Annotated in this window: 15 protein-coding genes; 7 read left to right on the top strand and 8 right to left on the bottom strand. The window is 70.6% G+C overall.

What is annotated here, in order from left to right; translation table 11 throughout:
- Positions 1-22: 22 nt before the first annotated feature.
- The 4 genes from NS220_RS16365 to NS220_RS16350 form a co-directional block, all read right to left on the bottom strand.
- A complete protein-coding gene (locus NS220_RS16365) occupies positions 23-910 on the bottom strand; it encodes an FHA domain-containing protein (RefSeq protein WP_058625080.1) in 888 nt (295 codons plus the stop codon).
- 14 nt (positions 911-924) lie between these two features.
- Entirely contained in the window at positions 925-1,200 is a 276-nt protein-coding gene (locus NS220_RS16360) for a hypothetical protein (protein ID WP_058625079.1), read from the bottom strand.
- A gap of 153 nt (positions 1,201-1,353) precedes the next feature.
- Positions 1,354-2,316: a serine hydrolase gene (locus NS220_RS16355; protein ID WP_058625081.1), complete on the bottom strand. Its 963-nt coding sequence runs from the start codon at positions 2,314-2,316 to the stop codon at positions 1,354-1,356.
- Between the two features lie 48 nt (positions 2,317-2,364).
- On the bottom strand, positions 2,365-4,341 hold the full coding sequence (locus NS220_RS16350) for a M13 family metallopeptidase (RefSeq protein WP_058625078.1): 1,977 nt from the start codon (positions 4,339-4,341) through the stop codon (positions 2,365-2,367).
- An 87-nt stretch (positions 4,342-4,428) separates the two neighbouring features.
- On the opposite strand from NS220_RS16350, the gene NS220_RS16345 reads away from it, so the two are divergent.
- Positions 4,429-5,757, top strand: coding sequence for an MATE family efflux transporter (locus NS220_RS16345; RefSeq protein WP_058625077.1), 1,329 nt, complete (start codon positions 4,429-4,431; stop codon positions 5,755-5,757).
- Positions 5,758-5,788: 31 nt separating this feature from the next.
- Here NS220_RS16345 and NS220_RS16340 read toward each other — a convergent pair whose 3' ends face one another.
- Together NS220_RS16340 and NS220_RS16335 are read right to left on the bottom strand one after the other, a co-directional pair.
- On the bottom strand, positions 5,789-6,844 hold the full coding sequence (locus tag NS220_RS16340) for a hypothetical protein (protein ID WP_058625076.1): 1,056 nt from the start codon (positions 6,842-6,844) through the stop codon (positions 5,789-5,791).
- Between the two features lie 97 nt (positions 6,845-6,941).
- A complete protein-coding gene (locus NS220_RS16335; protein WP_058625075.1) occupies positions 6,942-7,649 on the bottom strand; it encodes a TrmH family RNA methyltransferase in 708 nt (235 codons plus the stop codon).
- Between the two features lie 159 nt (positions 7,650-7,808).
- Between NS220_RS16335 and NS220_RS16330 the strand changes: the two genes are divergently transcribed.
- From NS220_RS16330 to NS220_RS16320, 3 genes are all read left to right on the top strand, one after another.
- Positions 7,809-9,086 carry an Nramp family divalent metal transporter gene (locus tag NS220_RS16330; protein ID WP_058625074.1) on the top strand — a complete coding sequence of 426 codons (1,278 nt, stop codon included), beginning with the start codon at positions 7,809-7,811 and terminating at the stop codon, positions 9,084-9,086.
- A 10-nt stretch (positions 9,087-9,096) separates the two neighbouring features.
- Complete coding sequence (locus NS220_RS16325; RefSeq protein WP_058625073.1) at positions 9,097-9,732, top strand: metal-dependent transcriptional regulator; 636 nt, start codon at positions 9,097-9,099, stop codon at positions 9,730-9,732.
- Between the two features lie 180 nt (positions 9,733-9,912).
- Positions 9,913-10,341, top strand: coding sequence for a hypothetical protein (locus NS220_RS16320; protein WP_058625072.1), 429 nt, complete (start codon positions 9,913-9,915; stop codon positions 10,339-10,341).
- Here the strand turns inward: NS220_RS16320 and NS220_RS16315 are convergent.
- Both NS220_RS16315 and NS220_RS16310 read right to left on the bottom strand, forming a co-directional pair.
- Positions 10,293-12,785 (bottom strand): HAD-IC family P-type ATPase, encoded by a 2,493-nt coding sequence (locus tag NS220_RS16315; RefSeq protein WP_058625071.1) that lies wholly within the window; start codon positions 12,783-12,785, stop codon positions 10,293-10,295. The two genes, NS220_RS16320 and NS220_RS16315, sit on opposite strands and share 49 nt — an antisense overlap.
- A gap of 42 nt (positions 12,786-12,827) precedes the next feature.
- Positions 12,828-13,775, bottom strand: a complete 948-nt coding sequence (locus NS220_RS16310; protein WP_058625070.1) for an SDR family NAD(P)-dependent oxidoreductase — start codon at positions 13,773-13,775, stop codon at positions 12,828-12,830.
- 193 nt (positions 13,776-13,968) lie between these two features.
- On the opposite strand from NS220_RS16310, the gene NS220_RS16305 reads away from it, so the two are divergent.
- The 3 genes from NS220_RS16305 (at position 13,969) to NS220_RS20255 (ending at position 15,239) form a co-directional block, all read left to right on the top strand.
- Positions 13,969-14,139, top strand: coding sequence for a CsbD family protein (locus NS220_RS16305; protein WP_058625069.1), 171 nt, complete (start codon positions 13,969-13,971; stop codon positions 14,137-14,139).
- Between the two features lie 93 nt (positions 14,140-14,232).
- Positions 14,233-15,063 (top strand): HAD-IIA family hydrolase, encoded by an 831-nt coding sequence (locus NS220_RS16300; protein WP_058625068.1) that lies wholly within the window; start codon positions 14,233-14,235, stop codon positions 15,061-15,063.
- 23 nt (positions 15,064-15,086) lie between these two features.
- Positions 15,087-15,239, top strand: coding sequence for a hypothetical protein (locus tag NS220_RS20255; protein WP_193755399.1), 153 nt, complete (start codon positions 15,087-15,089; stop codon positions 15,237-15,239).
- The last annotated feature ends 85 nt before the right edge of the window (positions 15,240-15,324 follow it).

The raw sequence follows: 15,324 nt of genomic DNA, 5'->3' as shown, positions 1-15,324 counted from the left end.
GGGCCGGGCCGGGCCGGGCGGGTCAGTCGGGATCCGTTGCGCGGCTGAGGGGGCCCGTGCCGCCGCGCGGGGGCTGCTTGCGCTGGCGGGCGAGCTCGCCGCCGACGCGTCCGCCGTACGGACGGCCGTGATCGGCGAACTCCGCGCGGAAGTAGGCCAGACGCCAATCGCCGAGCTCGATCCGCGCCCCGGTGCGCAGGATCCGCCCGGTGCCGCGGCGTCCCTCGACGGACGAGCCGCCGCCCCCGACCTCGTCGAAGCCGTAGAGCACGTATTCGTCGTCACCCTCGTGGCGGATCTCGGCGTGCACGGGGGCGAGACCCGGCAGGCGCAGGTCGGCCTCGTCGCCTGAGCCGATCACCGTGCGCTCGGGGAGCAGGTCGAACTCGCGCGGCGGCTTTCCGTCCCACGTCGCCGACCCGACGGCGAAGATGAGGCGCGGCCGACCGGACCCCGGCGTGTAGTGCGTGGTCGTGATGCGCCGGCGCACGCTCCGGTTGACGGTGGGCACGAGCGGCAGGGGCGTTCCGGGAGGGACGGGAACCAGCGGCGCCCGGTCGCCCCCGCGCCGCACGAGCAGCGGAGCGACGGCCGCGACCGAGCCGAGCCGGATGTGAGCCGACCCCGTGACCACACGTTGCAGAACGCTGCGGCGCACATCACCCAGGTGCAGGATGGGCCCGTCGGGTCCCTCGACCCGCACCGAGATCCCGCGCGCGGCGAGCGCGTCGGCCACCGTCGACAGCTCCGCGAGGGTCCGTCGCCCGTTGCCGGGCAACCGCGACGGGTCGTTGATCACGACACGCACCTCCGACCCCGCCGCGGTGATCGTCCCTTCGAACGCCGGGATGCCGGCATCCGCCCCTCCGTCCTGTTCGGCGAAGCTCAGGTCGATGTCGAGGCGCACCATGTCGGCGCCGCCTCTCAGTTGCCGCGGTACGGGTCGGAGCCCGCCGCGGTGTCATCGCTGGTGGTGACGCGGAGGGTGCCGTTGAGCTTCCACGTGGCGCGCGGGGCGTCGGGGCCGATGTCGCGCGGCACCTCGATCGTCATGTCGACGAACGAGTAGTTCACCGCGGCGCCGCGGCCGGTCAGGTACGACCACATCTCGCGGCCGAGGTCGGTCCAGTCGGTGATCGAGTGTCCGGTCGGCCCCGCGGGGTCGGCGAACGGGTCGGTGGGGGCGGTGGAGTCGGACATGGCAGCATCCCTTCGGTCGATGAAGGGCACCAGGTTCCCACCGGAGCGGAAGACGAAGAAGGGATTGCGCTGGACGTCCCGCTGAGGCAGTCGGCGCCAGGGGCTGCGGTCGCCGCCGGATCGCGGAGCGTGTGGAGCATCCGCGCCTGAGGGTCAGTACACGTATTCCATGAGCTCGACACCGAGCACCCGGAAGGCGTCGTGCGCCCGCAGACGGTGCGAGATCGAGAGGTCGTCGAAGTTGATGATGAGCGCGTAGGCCACGCCCGCTCGCGGCCCCCCGAGGACGCCCGCCTCGGCCCGGACACCCGCGGCGCGACCCGTCTTGTTGATGAAGAGCAAGCCGTGCTGGTCGTTCTCGTGGGCGAACGGATCGAGACCGGTGGCGGATGCCACGAGCGAGAGGTCGTGGTTCAGGCTCAGCCATTCGGCCACTTGGGCGCTGACGCCGGGAGAAACCACCGACGAGTTCACGAGACCCGCGAACAGCTGCGCCATCTCACGGGCGGTCGACAGCGCCACGTGGGGCGCGTCGTCGGGTCCGCGGTCGTCTCGGAACCGGTCGAGCAGGGCCGTTCGACGCAGACCCAGCTGCTCGGACCGGGCACGGACGGCCTGGAGACCGACGCGCTGGAGCAGGGCGTTCGCCGCCAGGGCGTCTCCCGCGGAGGCCGCGAGCACGGCGACGTCGGCGATCGGGAGAGCCGGCGCCTTCATGTGCTGCCACACGCCGCCGACCGCTGTCCCCTGCACCGTGGAGCGGTCGATGATCTCGAGCGCGTCGATCGTGCCCGCCTCGATGGAGGCCGCCACGTCGACGAGGAGCGGAACGACACCGAGGCCGCCGACCGGCAGCGTCAGGAAGTCGTCGCCGACGAGCACCTCCGCCCCGCCGTCCAGCTCGTCGATGCGCACCGAGACACGCGCACCCGACGCGGCGAGCTCGTCGAGCGCCCGAAGAGTCGCGGTGAACGAGCGCCTTCCGGCAGCCGCGCGTCGCGGGAGACGCTTCGGACCCTTCCGTCCCGCCCCTCGGAGCGCGGGCGCATCGCGTCGTGACGACTCGACGGCCCCACCGAGGGGATCGGGGACGGCGGGCTCGGGAACCGGGGGCATGCCCACGAGCGTGGCTCCTTCGGGGTCAGAAGAGCAACAAACTCCGCCTCACCAAATGGTGACGCGCTGGTCGGCGTCGAGCCAGAGAGCGTCGCCCTCGGTGACCTCGAACGCCTCGTAGAACGCATCGATGTTACGCACGATCTGATTGCAACGGAACTCGTTGGGAGAGTGCGGATCGATGGTGAGAAGGCGGATGGTCTCGGCTTCCCGGCCCTTCTGCTGCCAGACCTGCGCCCAGCTCAACAGCAGACGCTGGATGCCGGTGAGCCCGTCGACGACCGGACCCTCGGGGTCGAGACCCTCGGCCTCGAGCGAGAGCCGGTACGCCGAGATGGCGATGCCGAGTCCACCGAGATCACCGATGTTCTCACCGATCGTGAGGGCACCGTTGACGTGGTGCTCCTCGGCGAGTCCCTCGGGCACGAGCGCGTCGTACTGGGCGATGAGCGCCTTCGTGCGTTCCTCGAACGCCGTGCGATCGGCATCCGTCCACCAGTCGCGCAGCGACCCGTCACCGTCGAAGCGGCTGCCCTGGTCGTCGAAGCCGTGCCCGATCTCGTGGCCGATCACGGCACCGATCCCGCCGAAGTTCGCGGCCGAGTCGCGGTCCGCGTCGAAGAACGGGTACTGCAGGATCGCCGCGGGGAAGACGATCTCGTTCATGAGCGGGTTGTAGTACGCGTTCACGGTCTGCGGGGTCATGTGCCACTCGTCGCGGTCGATCGGCTGACCGACCTTGGCGAGCTGGCGGTCATGCTCCCACACGTTGGCCCGGCGGACGTTCCCGATCAGGTCGTCGGCGACGATCTCGAGGTCGCCGTAGTCCTTCCAGCGGACGGGGTAGCCGATCTTGGGCGTGAAAGCCTCGAGCTTAGCCAGGGCGCGCTCGCGGGTCTCGGCGGTCATCCACTCGAGCGACGCGATCGAGCGTCGGTAGGCCTCGATGAGGTAGGCGACGAGTCCGTCCATCGCGTCCTTCGCCGCCGGGGGGAAATGCCGCTCGACGTAGACCTTGCCGATCGCCTCACCCAGGGCGGCCTCGGTGAGGCTCACCCCCCGCTTCCACCGCTCGCGGTTCACCGGTACCCCGGTGAGCTGCGTGCCGTAGAACGAGAAGTTCTCGGCCACGAAGGCGTCGGAGAGGAAGGCGGCCGAGGCGTGCACGATCTTGAAGCGCAGCCAGGCCTTCCAGTCGTCGAGGCGCTCCGGCGTCAGCAGGGAGCCGAGCGCCTCCACGAAGCTGGGCTGGTAGACCACGACCTCGGCGAGGGCGCCCTCGTGCCCGGGCGCGACGCCGGCGCGCCACGGCTCCAGGTCGACGCCGGCGAGCGCGACCGTGTCGTCCCAGGACTCCAGGTTGTAGGTCTTGACCGCGTCGCGGCTGTCTTCGCGCGACCAGTGGTGCGCCGCGATCTCGGTCTCGAGGGCGAACACCCGGGCGGCGGCGTCCGCCGCATCGGGAACACCCGCGAGGTCGAGAATGCGCTCGATGTGCGCGCGATAGGCATCGCGGGTCTCGGCGAAGTTGTCGAGGCGGTAGTAGCTCTCGTCGGGCATCGAGATGCCGCCCTGGTACAGCACGGGGACATACCGCGTCGGGTCGCCCGGGTCGGGCTCGACGAAGAGGGCGATCAGCCCGCTCATGCCCTCGCGCTCCAGCTCGCCCGTGACACGGAGGAGGTCCGCGACCTCGCGGACCTCGTCGACACGGCGCAGCTGGTCGTCGATCGGGGTGCGGCCGAGTTCGTCGATGCGGGCGGTGTCCATGAAGCTCGCGAACAGGTCGCCGATCTTGCGGGCTTCGGTGCCCGGCTCGGCCTGCTGCGACTCCTCGACGATGGCGCGGACGTCTTTCTCCGCCTGCTCGGCGATGAGGTGGAACGCGCCCCAGCGCGCCTTGTCCTCGGGGATCTCGGTGCGCTCGAGCCAACGGCCGTTCACGTGTCGGAACAGATCGTCCTGCGGGCGGATCTCGTCGCTCAGCTCATCGAGCGCGAGACCGGAACGGGGGGTCTCGGTCATTCAGCCAGGATAAATGCCCCATGTTCGGAGCGGGCTGGGGATGCCGACATTGCCTTCGTCGCGGTGGGTCGCCATAGGCTCGGACGCGTGACCACCCGACCGCCCGAGACGCTCAATCGGTCGATCCTCCGGCTGGCGGTTCCCGCACTCGGCGCCCTGATCGCGGAGCCGCTGTTCCTCATCGTCGATGCGGCGATGGTCGGGCACCTCGGTGTCGCGCCGCTCGCGGGGCTCGGGATCGCCGGAGCGGTGCTGCACACGATCGTCGGTCTGATGGTGTTCCTCGCCTACTCCACCACTCCTGCGGTGGCGCGCCGCTTCGGTGCGGGCGAGATCGGGCGCGCGGTCTCGGTCGGGATCGACGGCATGTGGCTCGCTCTGACGCTCGGAGCCGTCCTCGCCGTCGCCGGGGTGTGGGCGACCCCGGCCGTGGTCGACGCGTTCGGCGCGGCACCCGACGTCGCCGAGAACGCCCGCGTCTACCTGTCGATCTCGATGTGGGGCCTGCCGGCCATGCTCATCGTCTTCGCGGCCACCGGCCTGCTCCGCGGCCTGCAGAACACGGTGACCCCGCTCTGGATCGCGGGTGTCGGGTTCGCCGCGAACGCGGCTCTGAACGCCGCCTTCATCTACGGGTTCGGATGGGGGATCGCGGGGTCGGCGGCGGGCACCGTCGTCGCGCAGTGGGCGATGGTCGGTGCGTATGTGGTCGTGGTCGGCCGACTCGCGCGCCGGCACACGGCATCCCTTCGACCCGAGCGCGCGGGTCTCGGCGGGACCGCACGCTCGGGCGGTTGGCTGTTCCTGCGCACCCTGAGCCTGCGTGCGGCCTTCCTCGCCACGGTCGCCGTCGCCACCCAGCTCGGCTCCGCCGAGCTCGCGGGGTGGCAGATCGCGTTCACGATCTTCTCCACGGCGGCTTTCGCCCTGGACGCACTGGCCATCGCCGCTCAGGCGTTGATCGGTGCCGGTCTCGGCGCCGGCGATCTCGCCACGGTGCGCCGCGTGCTGCAGCGCACGGTCGCGTGGGGAGTGTGGTTCGGCGTCGCGGTCGGCGTCGTCATCGCCGCCGCGTCCGGCGTCGTCGGACTCGTTTTCACCGGCGACCCCACGGTCGCCGCACTCATCCAGCCGGCGCTGCTCGTGCTCGCCGTGGCGCAGCCGCTCGCCGCGGTCGTGTTCGTGCTCGACGGCGTGCTCATCGGTGCCGGAGACGTGCGCTACCTCGCGCTCGCGGGCGTTCTCAACCTCGTGCCGTACGCGCCGGCCCTGGTGGCTGTCGGCGTGTGGGCGGGCGGGGGCGCGAGCGGACTGGCCTGGCTCTCCGCCGCGTTCTTCGGCGTCTACCTGCTCGCCCGCGTCGTCACGCTGGGGCTCCGCGTGCGCGGCCAGGCATGGACGACGGCGGGCGGCTGAGGCGGCGCGCCGCTCACCCCCGAGGGAGGCGTCAGCTTCCGGGCTGGTTGACCGAGCTCTTCTTGCGACCGCGCTGATCGGGCGAGTTGAGATCGGTCGGCCAATACGCGATCTGCGAGCTGGTGCCGGCCGTCGGATTTCCTCCGGTCCCGGCGCTGTACGAGAGGGTGAAGGCGACCTTGCCGCCCGCGGCGACCGCGGATGAGAACTTCAGGAGAACCGACCGCCGGCCCCCGGAAACCGTGTTCTCCGCCACGGTCAACAGCTTCGACACGGCCTTCCCGTTCAGGGTGACGCTCTTCGGCTGGACGCCGCCGCCCACCGCCGCGTCGAACGACACGAGGATCCCGTCTCCCGCCTTGATCGGCTTCGGACCGATCGAGGTGACGGTCGCGGAGGTGGGGCGGTAGGCCGATCCGTTGCCCGAGGTCACCTTGGCGTACTTCGCCGTCACCACCGCGCCGAAGGGCGAGGCGCTGACGGGCTTTCCCGCCGTGACCTTTCGCACGTTGTCCGACGTGTTCGCGTCGTCGTGGGGAGTCTTGAGTCGCCAGGTGTAGGCGGTGTCCGCGGGGGCGAAGGTGTCGTTGGGGTAGTCGCCGAGGAAGGTGGCTTTCGGTTGCACGAGCACGCCCGTGAACGGATCGGTCTTGGCCGCGATCGTCGCGGTGAAGGTCGCCGTGTAGGTCGCGCGGTTGCCCGACATCGTGGGCCCGCTGAACTTCGCCGCCGCGGAACCGGCCGAGGTGCGCGTGTCGTAGGTGAAACCCGTCACCTTCCAGAGGCGGCTGTCCACCTCGAGCGTGAGCACGATCGTGCCCTTATACGCGGTCGTGCCGGTGTTGGCGATGACGACCCCGGCCGGCTCGTCGGCATCGAAACGCTGCGTGAGCGCCGGGGTGAACAGGGGGATGCTGCTGCCGAACTGCGGGCTCTGCAGCGCGAGGTTCACGGTCTTCGGCGTCGCCGCCCACGCGGGCGTCGCCGTCACAGCGGTCGCCGCGGCCATCGCGGGAACGACCCACGCCCCGACTTTCAGGAACGAGCGGCGGTCGAAACCGGGGGACGCGGGCGACGAGGAGATCATGGAAGGTCCGATCCGTTCGGGGGGCGAGGAAAACGGCGTACCCGTCGATTATTCGCACAGACCAAGAGTTCTCAAGAGCTTGACGGTGAGAAACCTCTCATCCCCAGCGTCGACACCACTCGTACATGACGACCGCGGCGGCCGACGCCGCGTTGATCGAGCGCGTGGAGCCGTACTGGGTGATCTCGACGACGGCGGATGCCGCGGCGAGCGCCTCGGGCGAAAGCCCCGGCCCCTCCTGCCCGAAGAGCAGCACGCACGCCTCGGGGAGCTCGGCACGGTTGACGGGCACTGAGCCCTCGACGTTGTCGATCGCGATGACGGGGAGCCCGGCATCCTGCGCCCACGCGGTGAACGCGTCGACGTCCTCGTGGTGTCGTACGTGCTGGTAACGGTCGGTGACCATCGCGCCGCGGCGGTTCCAGCGCCGCTTGCCGATGATGTGCACCTCGGCCGCGAGGAAGGCGTTCGCGCTTCGCACGATCGACCCGATGTTGAGGTCGTGCTGCCAGTTCTCGATCGCGACGTGGAAAGGATGCCGCTTGGCGTCGAGGTCCGCGACGATCGCTTCCATCGTCCAATAGCGGTACTCGTCGACGACGTTGCGACGGTCCCCCTCGGCCAGCAGCTCGGAGTCGTAGCGCGGGTCGTCAGGCCATTCTCCCGGCCAGGGACCGACGCCGTGGGTGGGGGTGGGGAGCGGCTCGTGTGCGGAGGTCGATGGCGCCGCGGAGCGCGCGGCATCCGTGGGGTCGGACTCGGCCGCGCCGTCCGGCGCCGGCGTGGGCTCGTCGGCATCCGTCACCGCATCAGGCTACCCGCGCACGCAGCGCCGGGGAGAGCACGTCGTCCGCCTGGGGTGCGCGCCGTTCGCTTCCTCCGCCCGCGCCCTCGGACGCCGCGTACGCCGTCGACGGCATCCCCACCACTTTTCGGCCACCCGAAAGATCGCTAAGATTTCGGCATGCCGAAAAATCTGGATGCCGTCGACCGCCGACACGCACCGGGACGGGCCGCGTGGCTCCTGGGACCTGCGATGGTGGCGGGCGTCGCCTATCTCGATCCGGGCAACGTCGCGAGCAACATGACCGCGGGGGCGAGCTTCGGCTACCTGCTCGTGTGGGTCGTCGTGCTCGGCAACGGGATGGCCTGGCTCATCCAGTACCTCTCGGCCAAGCTCGGCATCGTCACCGGGGAGAGCCTCCCGCAGATCCTCGGCCGCCGCCTGCACCGCCCCTGGGCGCGCCGCGCCTACTGGCTGCAAGCCGAACTGGTCGCGATGGCCACCGACATCGCCGAGGTCATCGGCGGAGCCGTGGCCCTGAATCTGCTGTTCGGCATCCCTCTCGTCTGGGGCGGGGCGATCACGGGCGTCGTGTCGATGCTCCTGCTCGTCGTGCAGTCGCGCCGCGGAGCGCGGGCGTTCGAGACGGTGCTGATCGGCCTGCTGATGATCATCGCCGTGGGTTTCACGTTCGGCCTCTTCTTCGCTCCGCCCGCGCCGGGCGGGGTCATCGGCGGTCTGGTGCCGCGCTTCGAGGGCGCGAACTCGGTCCTGCTCGCCGCCTCGATCCTCGGCGCGACGATCATGCCGCACGCCATCTACGCGCACTCTGCGCTCACCCGCGACCGCTTCGCCCCGGGCACGCCCACCGCGGCCGCCGGCCTCGAGGACGCCCGCGGCATCTCGACCCCGCGCCTGCTGCGTGCGACGCGGTGGGACGTGACGATCGCCCTCACCGTCGCCGGCACGGTCAATCTCGCGATCCTCCTGCTCGCCGCGGCGAACCTCGAGGGAGTCGACGGCACCGACAGCCTCGAAGGCGCCTACGCGGCCCTGAGAGACGGTCTCGGTCCGGTCGTCGCGACGATGTTCGCCGTGGGGCTGCTCGCCAGCGGCCTGGCCTCGACCTCGGTCGGCGCCTACGCCGGAGCGGAGATCATGCACGGCCTCCTGCGCGTGCGCGTCCCCCTCCTGGCCCGTCGTCTGGTGACCCTCATCCCGGCTCTGGTGATCCTCTCGGTCGGCATCGACCCGACGCTCGCGCTGGTGCTGAGCCAGGTCGTCCTGTCGTTCGGCATCCCGTTCGCCCTCGTCCCGCTCGTCGCGCTGACGGCCCGGCGGGAGGTACTGGGCGTCCATCGCAACCGCGTCCTGACGACCATGGCGGGGATCGCCGCGGCGATCTTCCTCATCGCTCTGAACGCCGTCCTCCTGTGGCTCGTGTTCACCGGCGGATAGGCTGGCCCTCGTGGAATCGCCCGTAGCCGACGACTATCTCAAGGCGATCTATCACCACACCGAGTGGCAGAGCGATCCGATCACTCCCTCGCAGCTGGCGGCTGTACTCGGGCTCGCTCCGTCGAGTGTGACCGAGATGGTGAAGAAGCTGGCCGCCCAGGGCCTCGTCACGCATCGGCCTTACGGCCCCGTGTCGCTGACGCCGGCGGGGCATCGCCGCGCCGCGGGAGTGATCCGCCGCCATCGCCTCATCGAGTCGTGGCTCGTCCGCGAGTTCGGCTACGCCTGGGACGAGGTGCACGACGAAGCCGAGGTGCTCGAGCACGCCCTCAGCGACCGGCTGCTGGAGGGCATCGACGCCCGTCTCGGACGCCCGCGGTTCGACCCCCACGGCGATGCGATTCCGGATGCCACGGGCGCCGTTCATCGCGAACCCTTCGTGCTGCTCTCGGCGGCGGCTCCCGGGCACTCGGGGCGCGTGCTGCGGGTGAGCGATCGCGACCCCGAGCTGCTGCGGGCGCTCGTCGAGCGCGGAATCGATGTGGGACACGAGGTCGAGGTCGTCTCCGAGGTGACCGTGCGGGCCGATGGCGTGGAGGTTTCGCTGCCCGCCGGCGCGGCCGGATCGGTCTGGCTGACGCGGTGAGGCACGGGGCGGCGTTCGTTCCACGAAACCGCACGCGTCTTCCCAGACCGCACGATTCGGCGCGTCATAGCCTGCGACCTCGGCAACCGGATGCGGTCTCGTCACCGCTGCGGTGCCTCCGCCCTCCCCGCTACGCTGACCCACACCGGCGCCCGGCCGGCCCGGCGAACGCGAGGCCCGATGACCACTCCTGAGAAAGCGCGCCGCCCCGTCGCGGTGACGGTGGCGATCATGCTGGTCTACATCGGTGGCCTCTTGAACACCGCGCTCGGGGTGCTCGTGCTGCTCTCGCGATACGAGGTGACCGCGGATCTCGTCCTCCCGGTTTCCCTGATCGGGGCGGCGACCATCCTCCTGGGTCTGCTGACCATCGCCGGAGGATCCGCCCTGTCCCGCGGGAGCCGCCTCGCACGCATCCTGCTCACGGCGTACCTGTCGGTCCTCGTCGTCCTTCAGGCCGCCGCCATGGCCCTCACCGAGCTCGACGCGACCCTGTCCGCAGCCCTGGTGGCCGCGCTCGCCGTGATCGCCGCGCTGTGGATCCCGAAGAACGCGCGGCGCTACTTCAGCCGCCCGCCCGTCGAAGCACCCGCCTCACCGCTCATCTGAGGCGTCGCCGCGTCCCCACGGCCCACCGGTCCCCGCGCGAGGAGTCGGCGGACGAAGCGACGATGCGCGAAGCGCACGGCCTCGATCGCTGCGACAGCGATGACGACGACCGCGGTCACCAACCATGCGCCGTCTTCGCCGGGGTCCTGCAGCTGGAAGAACTCACCCAGCACGGGAATCGTGAAGATCGCCGTGAGCGCGATGAACATCGCCCCGACCACCAGGACCTTCACCCGCGTGATGGGACGAGAGAGAACCGTGAGCACCCAGATCGCGACGATCGCCAGGATGATCGTCGCCCCGGTGCGCAACTGCTCGACCGACAGGCCGAGATCCATCGCGAGCCGTGTGTAGACGGTCAGCGACACCGCGATCACGATCCCGGCCGGGACGGCGAAGCTGAGCGATCGTTTCAAGAATCCGGGCACGTACCGCTGCGTGTTGGGGAGCAGCGCGAGGAAGAACGCCGGGATGCCGATCGTCAGGCCGTCGGTGATCGACAGCTGCCGCGGCAGGAAGGGGAACTCCATCACGAGCACACCGAACAGCACCGCGAGCCCCGTGGCGTAGACGGTCTTCGTCAGGAACAGCATCGAGACCCGCTCGATGTTGGCGATCACCTGACGCCCCTCGGCCACGACCGAGGGGAGGTGCGAGAAACGCCCGTCCAGCAGCACGAGCCGGGCGACGGCCTTGGTCGCCGCGGCGCCAGAGTTCATGGCGATTCCGATGTCGGCCGTCTTGATCGCGAGGGCGTCGTTGACACCGTCGCCGGTCATGGCCACGACATGGCCGCGCGCCTGAAGGGCCGTCACGATCCGCTTCTTCTGGTCCGGGGTCACCCGGCCGAAGACGGTGTGCTCCTCCATGATGCGTCCGAGCTCCCCGTCGTCGTCGGGCAGGCGCCGCGCGTCGTAGCCCTCGTCGACGTCGAGTCCGACCTCTCGCGCGATCGCGGCGACCGTGCGCGGGTTGTCGCCGGAGATCACCCGGACCCCCACGCCCTGGTCGCGGAAGAACGCCAGGGCGCCGGCGGCATCCGGACGGACGGCCTCGATGAAGGTCAGGACGGCGACGGGGACCGGATCGCCGCGGAAGCGCTCGCTCGCGACGTCGTCGTCGTCCAGCACCGTGGCCGCGTGCGCGAGCACGAGCGTGCGGCGACCCGAGGACGCCAGGCGCGTGACGGCGGCACCGAGCGCTGTGGCGGGATCGGCGGCCTGGTCGCCGAAGACCATCTCGGGGGCGCCGAGGATCCAGGTCCCCTCGGCCCGTTCCGCGAACGACACCGCGCTCCATTTGCGCGCCGACGAGAACGGGATGCGTTGGACCGGCACGAGCGGCGTGTCGACGGGGAACGGCTCGCGCAGGCATCGAGCTGTGGCGTTCGCGTCGTCGGCCGCGCCGTACCACCCGAGGGTCTCGCGCCACCCCGTGCGGTCTGTGAGCGTGAGCGCGTCGTCGAAGCGGATCTCGCCCGCGGTCAGGGTGCCCGTCTTGTCGAGACAGATCACGTCGACCCGGGCCAGCCCCTCGACCGCGGGCAGCTCGTTCACGAGGACCTTCTTGCCCGCCAGCCGCGCCGCTCCGACCGCGAAGGCGATCGAGGTCATCAGCACGAGCCCGAGGGGGATCATGGCCGTGAGCGACGCGATCGTGTTGACCACGGCCTGCGACCAGGTGCCCTGCTGGAAGGCCTGCGACCACCCGCCGGCCACCATCATCTGCGCGTTCAGCACGAGCAGACCGACCGGGCCGATCCCCCAACCGACCCACTTCAAGACGCGGTCGATCGAGGTGCGCAGCTCGCTCGACACCAGCTGGAACTTCTTCGCCTCGCTCGCGAAAGTGTTCGCGTACGACTCCGCGCCGACCCGAGTGGCGCGCGCCGTGCCCTCACCGCCGACGACGATGGAACCGGACAGCGCGTCGTCGCCGCGGCGCTTGTCGACGGCATCCGATTCGCCCGTCAGCATCGACTCGTCGATCTGCAGGCCCCGCGACTCCACCACCGTGGCGTCGGCCGGAACCTGATCGCCCGCGCGGAGCACGAGGAGATCGTCGCGCACGACGTCTCCCGGGGCGATCTCGACGTCGACGCCGTCGCGTCGCACCCGGGCGCGCGGGGCGTTGAGGAGAGCGAGGCGGTCAAGAGCCGCTTTGGCGCGGAACTCCTGCACGCATCCGATCACGGCATTCGACAGCGCCGCGATGCCGAACAGCGCGTCCTGCCAGCGGCCGAGGAGCAGCAGCACGAGGAAGCACGCCGCCACGATGCCGTTGAAGAGCGTGAACACGTTCGCGCGCACGATGTTCCACGCGCTGCGACTCGTGTCGGCGGCGTAGGAGTTGGTCTGCCCGGAGGCGACCCGCTCGGCGACGGCGGCGGCGGTCAGACCGCGCGCATCGTCGGCATCGGTGCTGTCGGCGATCGCCTGGTCCATGCGATCACTGTAGGGGCAGCCCCCGACACGGACACGACGGAATCAGGATGCCGCGCGCCGCACCCGATCGAAGGGCCACCGCACGTGGGTCGCTGTCTCGCACGCGAGCCAGAGGTCGGCGCCGAGATCGGCCGCCCGCGCGCGACGGGAGGGAGTGGCGGGACGCGGCAGACCGCGGGCCACGAGAGCGGGGCCGTACATCGTCCCGCCCTCCGCCGCCGGGTCGACGAGCGCCCGCACCAGCGACCAGGCCCCCTGCTCCTTGGACTGCGTCACCGGCGCCTGGAGGTTGTCGACGAAGCGCGACAGACGTGTCGGTTCGTTGACCCCGCGGATGCCGCGCGTGCGGCCGCTCGTGGAGTACCCCGGGTGAGCGACGAGACTCTCGACCGGAACGCTGTGGGCGCGCAGGCGACGGTCGGCTTCGAGCCCGAGAGCCGTCGTGGCCGCCTTGGACTGCACGTACGCGCGCCACGGCGAGTACCCCTCGACGAGCTCGGGGTCCGTGGGGACGTGGTTCCACAGGGAGGTCGACATGCTGCCGACCCAGACCATCCGACCGCGCGCCGCCGCGAGGGGCTTGAGCATCTCCCCCGCCAGCGCGAAATGCCCCAGCACGTTCGTGGCGAAGACGAGCTCGTGCCCGCCTGCCACCTCGCGCGTCTTCGGCGGGTGCACGATGCCCGCGTTCAGCAGCAGACCGTCGAGCCGGCCCCGGGCGCGCGCGGTCGCGGCGGCGGCGCGCACCGAACCGAGGTTGCTCGTGTCGAGCAGGAGGGTCTCGATCGAGGCATCCGGATTCGCCCTCTTCAGCGCCTCTTTCGCGGTCTGGAGCTTGTGCGGGCTGCGTCCGGTGAGCAGCACATGGGCGCGCGCGGCGGCGAGCTGCTCGCACGCGAAGAAGCCGAGTCCGCGCGTCGCGCCCGTGACGAGGTACGTCCGGCCCGAGAGGTCGGGCAGGTTCCGGGGGTCCCACTCCGCGCGCGTCACTCTCCGACCCTAACCAGAAGCGGCGTCGGCGTCACGGGTGCATTCCGGATCCGGCATACCGATGCGCGAGAAAAAAATCCTGCGCTTCGCGTGACGAATCACTCGCTCGTCCCGTCTCCCCTGTGAGCACAACAGCTCCGCCGCGCGACGTGACCGTGTCCGCGACGCCGATACACCCCGAGAGGAACCGATCATGGGTCTCGACGACAAGATCAAGAACGCTGCCCAGGACATCGTGGGCAAGGCGAAGGAAGCCATCGGCAACGCCACCGACAACGATCGGCTCGCGGCCGAGGGGAAGCTCGACCAGACCGAGGCGCACGCCAAGAAGGCCGGCGAGAACGTCAAGGACGCGTTCAAGTAAGCCGTATGAACGACGGGAGGGTGCCGGTGGCGGCCGCACCCTCCCGTCTGCTGTCCCGGTGGCGATGTCGGACGCCGGGGCTAGGCTGACCCCATGCGAACCCGTGCCGAGATCGAGTGCTGGCTCACCGACATGGACGGCGTCCTCGTCCACGAGAACACCCCCATCGCCGGTGCCTCCGAGTTGCTGGCTCAATGGCGCTCAGAGGGAACGCCGTTCCTCGTCCTCACCAACAACTCGATCTTCACGCCGCGCGACCTGAGCGCGCGGCTGCGCTCCTCCGGTCTCGTGGTCCCGGAGTCGTCGATCTGGACCTCGGCGCTCGCGACCGCCGACTTCCTCACGTCGCAGATGCCGGGCGGATCCGCTTTCGTCATCGGCGAAGCGGGGCTGACCACCGCCCTGCACGAGGCCGGGTTCATCATGACCGAGACGGCTCCCGACTACGTCGTGGTCGGCGAGACGCGCAACTACTCGTTCGAGGCGATCACCAAGGCGATCCGCTTCATCCGCGACGGGTCGCGCTTCATCGCCACGAACCCGGATGCCACGGGCCCCTCGACAGAGGGAGTACTGCCCGCGACCGGAGCCATCGCGGCGCTCATCACCAAGGCGACGGGCCGCGAGCCCTACATCGTCGGCAAGCCCAACCCGATGATGTTCCGATCGGCGCTGAACAGGATCGGGGCCCACAGCGAGAACACCGGCATGATCGGCGACCGCATGGACACCGACATCGTCGCCGGCATCGAGGCGGGGCTGCACACCGTGCTCGTCATGACCGGCATCAGCGACGAACGCGAGATCGAGCGGTATCCGTTCCGCCCTGACGAGATCCTCGGTTCCGTCGCCGAACTCGTGCGCGACGAGCCCCTCGAGAGCGACCTGGCCGATGGCGAGGAAGGCCTCGCCGAAGGGCTCTGAGGCCCATTCGAGAGGACGAACCCGTGGACGACCGCACCCTCTGGCTGATCACGGCCCTCATCATCACGGCCGGCAGCCTGGTCGCCTTCATCGTGCAGTGGCGGCGTTCGCGGCGCGGCGGCGGGCGGCGTGACCCGTTCGACGGGCCGGGCCCGGGCGACGACGAACGGCACTGACGCCCGGCGTCCGCACCCGGCCCACGTCCGGTGCCCCGCACCCGGCACCCCGGACCCGCGCCTGCGCCCGCGCCCGCGCCCGCGC

The sequence above is a fragment of the Microbacterium testaceum genome (assembly GCF_001476655.1).
In the GTDB taxonomy this organism is placed as follows: Bacteria; Actinomycetota; Actinomycetes; order Actinomycetales; family Microbacteriaceae; genus Microbacterium; species Microbacterium testaceum_C.
Note: the sequence above shows the minus strand (reverse complement) of the source record. Positions and strands in the feature narration are given on the sequence as shown.

Excerpts from the sequence above, each read along its gene's own strand:
- NS220_RS16315 (WP_058625071.1), bottom strand. The coding sequence starts at position 12,785 with ATGGACCAGGCGATCGCCGACAGCACCGATGCCGACGATGCGCGCGGT.
- NS220_RS16365 (WP_058625080.1), bottom strand. The coding sequence starts at position 910 with ATGGTGCGCCTCGACATCGACCTGAGCTTCGCCGAACAGGACGGAGGG.
- NS220_RS16305 (WP_058625069.1), top strand. The coding sequence starts at position 13,969 with ATGGGTCTCGACGACAAGATCAAGAACGCTGCCCAGGACATCGTGGGC.
- NS220_RS16320 (WP_058625072.1), top strand. The coding sequence starts at position 9,913 with ATGACCACTCCTGAGAAAGCGCGCCGCCCCGTCGCGGTGACGGTGGCG.
- NS220_RS16340 (WP_058625076.1), bottom strand. The coding sequence starts at position 6,844 with ATGATCTCCTCGTCGCCCGCGTCCCCCGGTTTCGACCGCCGCTCGTTC.
- NS220_RS16360 (WP_058625079.1), bottom strand. The coding sequence starts at position 1,200 with ATGTCCGACTCCACCGCCCCCACCGACCCGTTCGCCGACCCCGCGGGG.
- NS220_RS16300 (WP_058625068.1), top strand. The coding sequence starts at position 14,233 with ATGCGAACCCGTGCCGAGATCGAGTGCTGGCTCACCGACATGGACGGC.
- NS220_RS16355 (WP_058625081.1), bottom strand. The coding sequence starts at position 2,316 with ATGCCCCCGGTTCCCGAGCCCGCCGTCCCCGATCCCCTCGGTGGGGCC.
- NS220_RS16330 (WP_058625074.1), top strand. The coding sequence starts at position 7,809 with ATGCCGAAAAATCTGGATGCCGTCGACCGCCGACACGCACCGGGACGG.
- NS220_RS16350 (WP_058625078.1), bottom strand. The coding sequence starts at position 4,341 with ATGACCGAGACCCCCCGTTCCGGTCTCGCGCTCGATGAGCTGAGCGAC.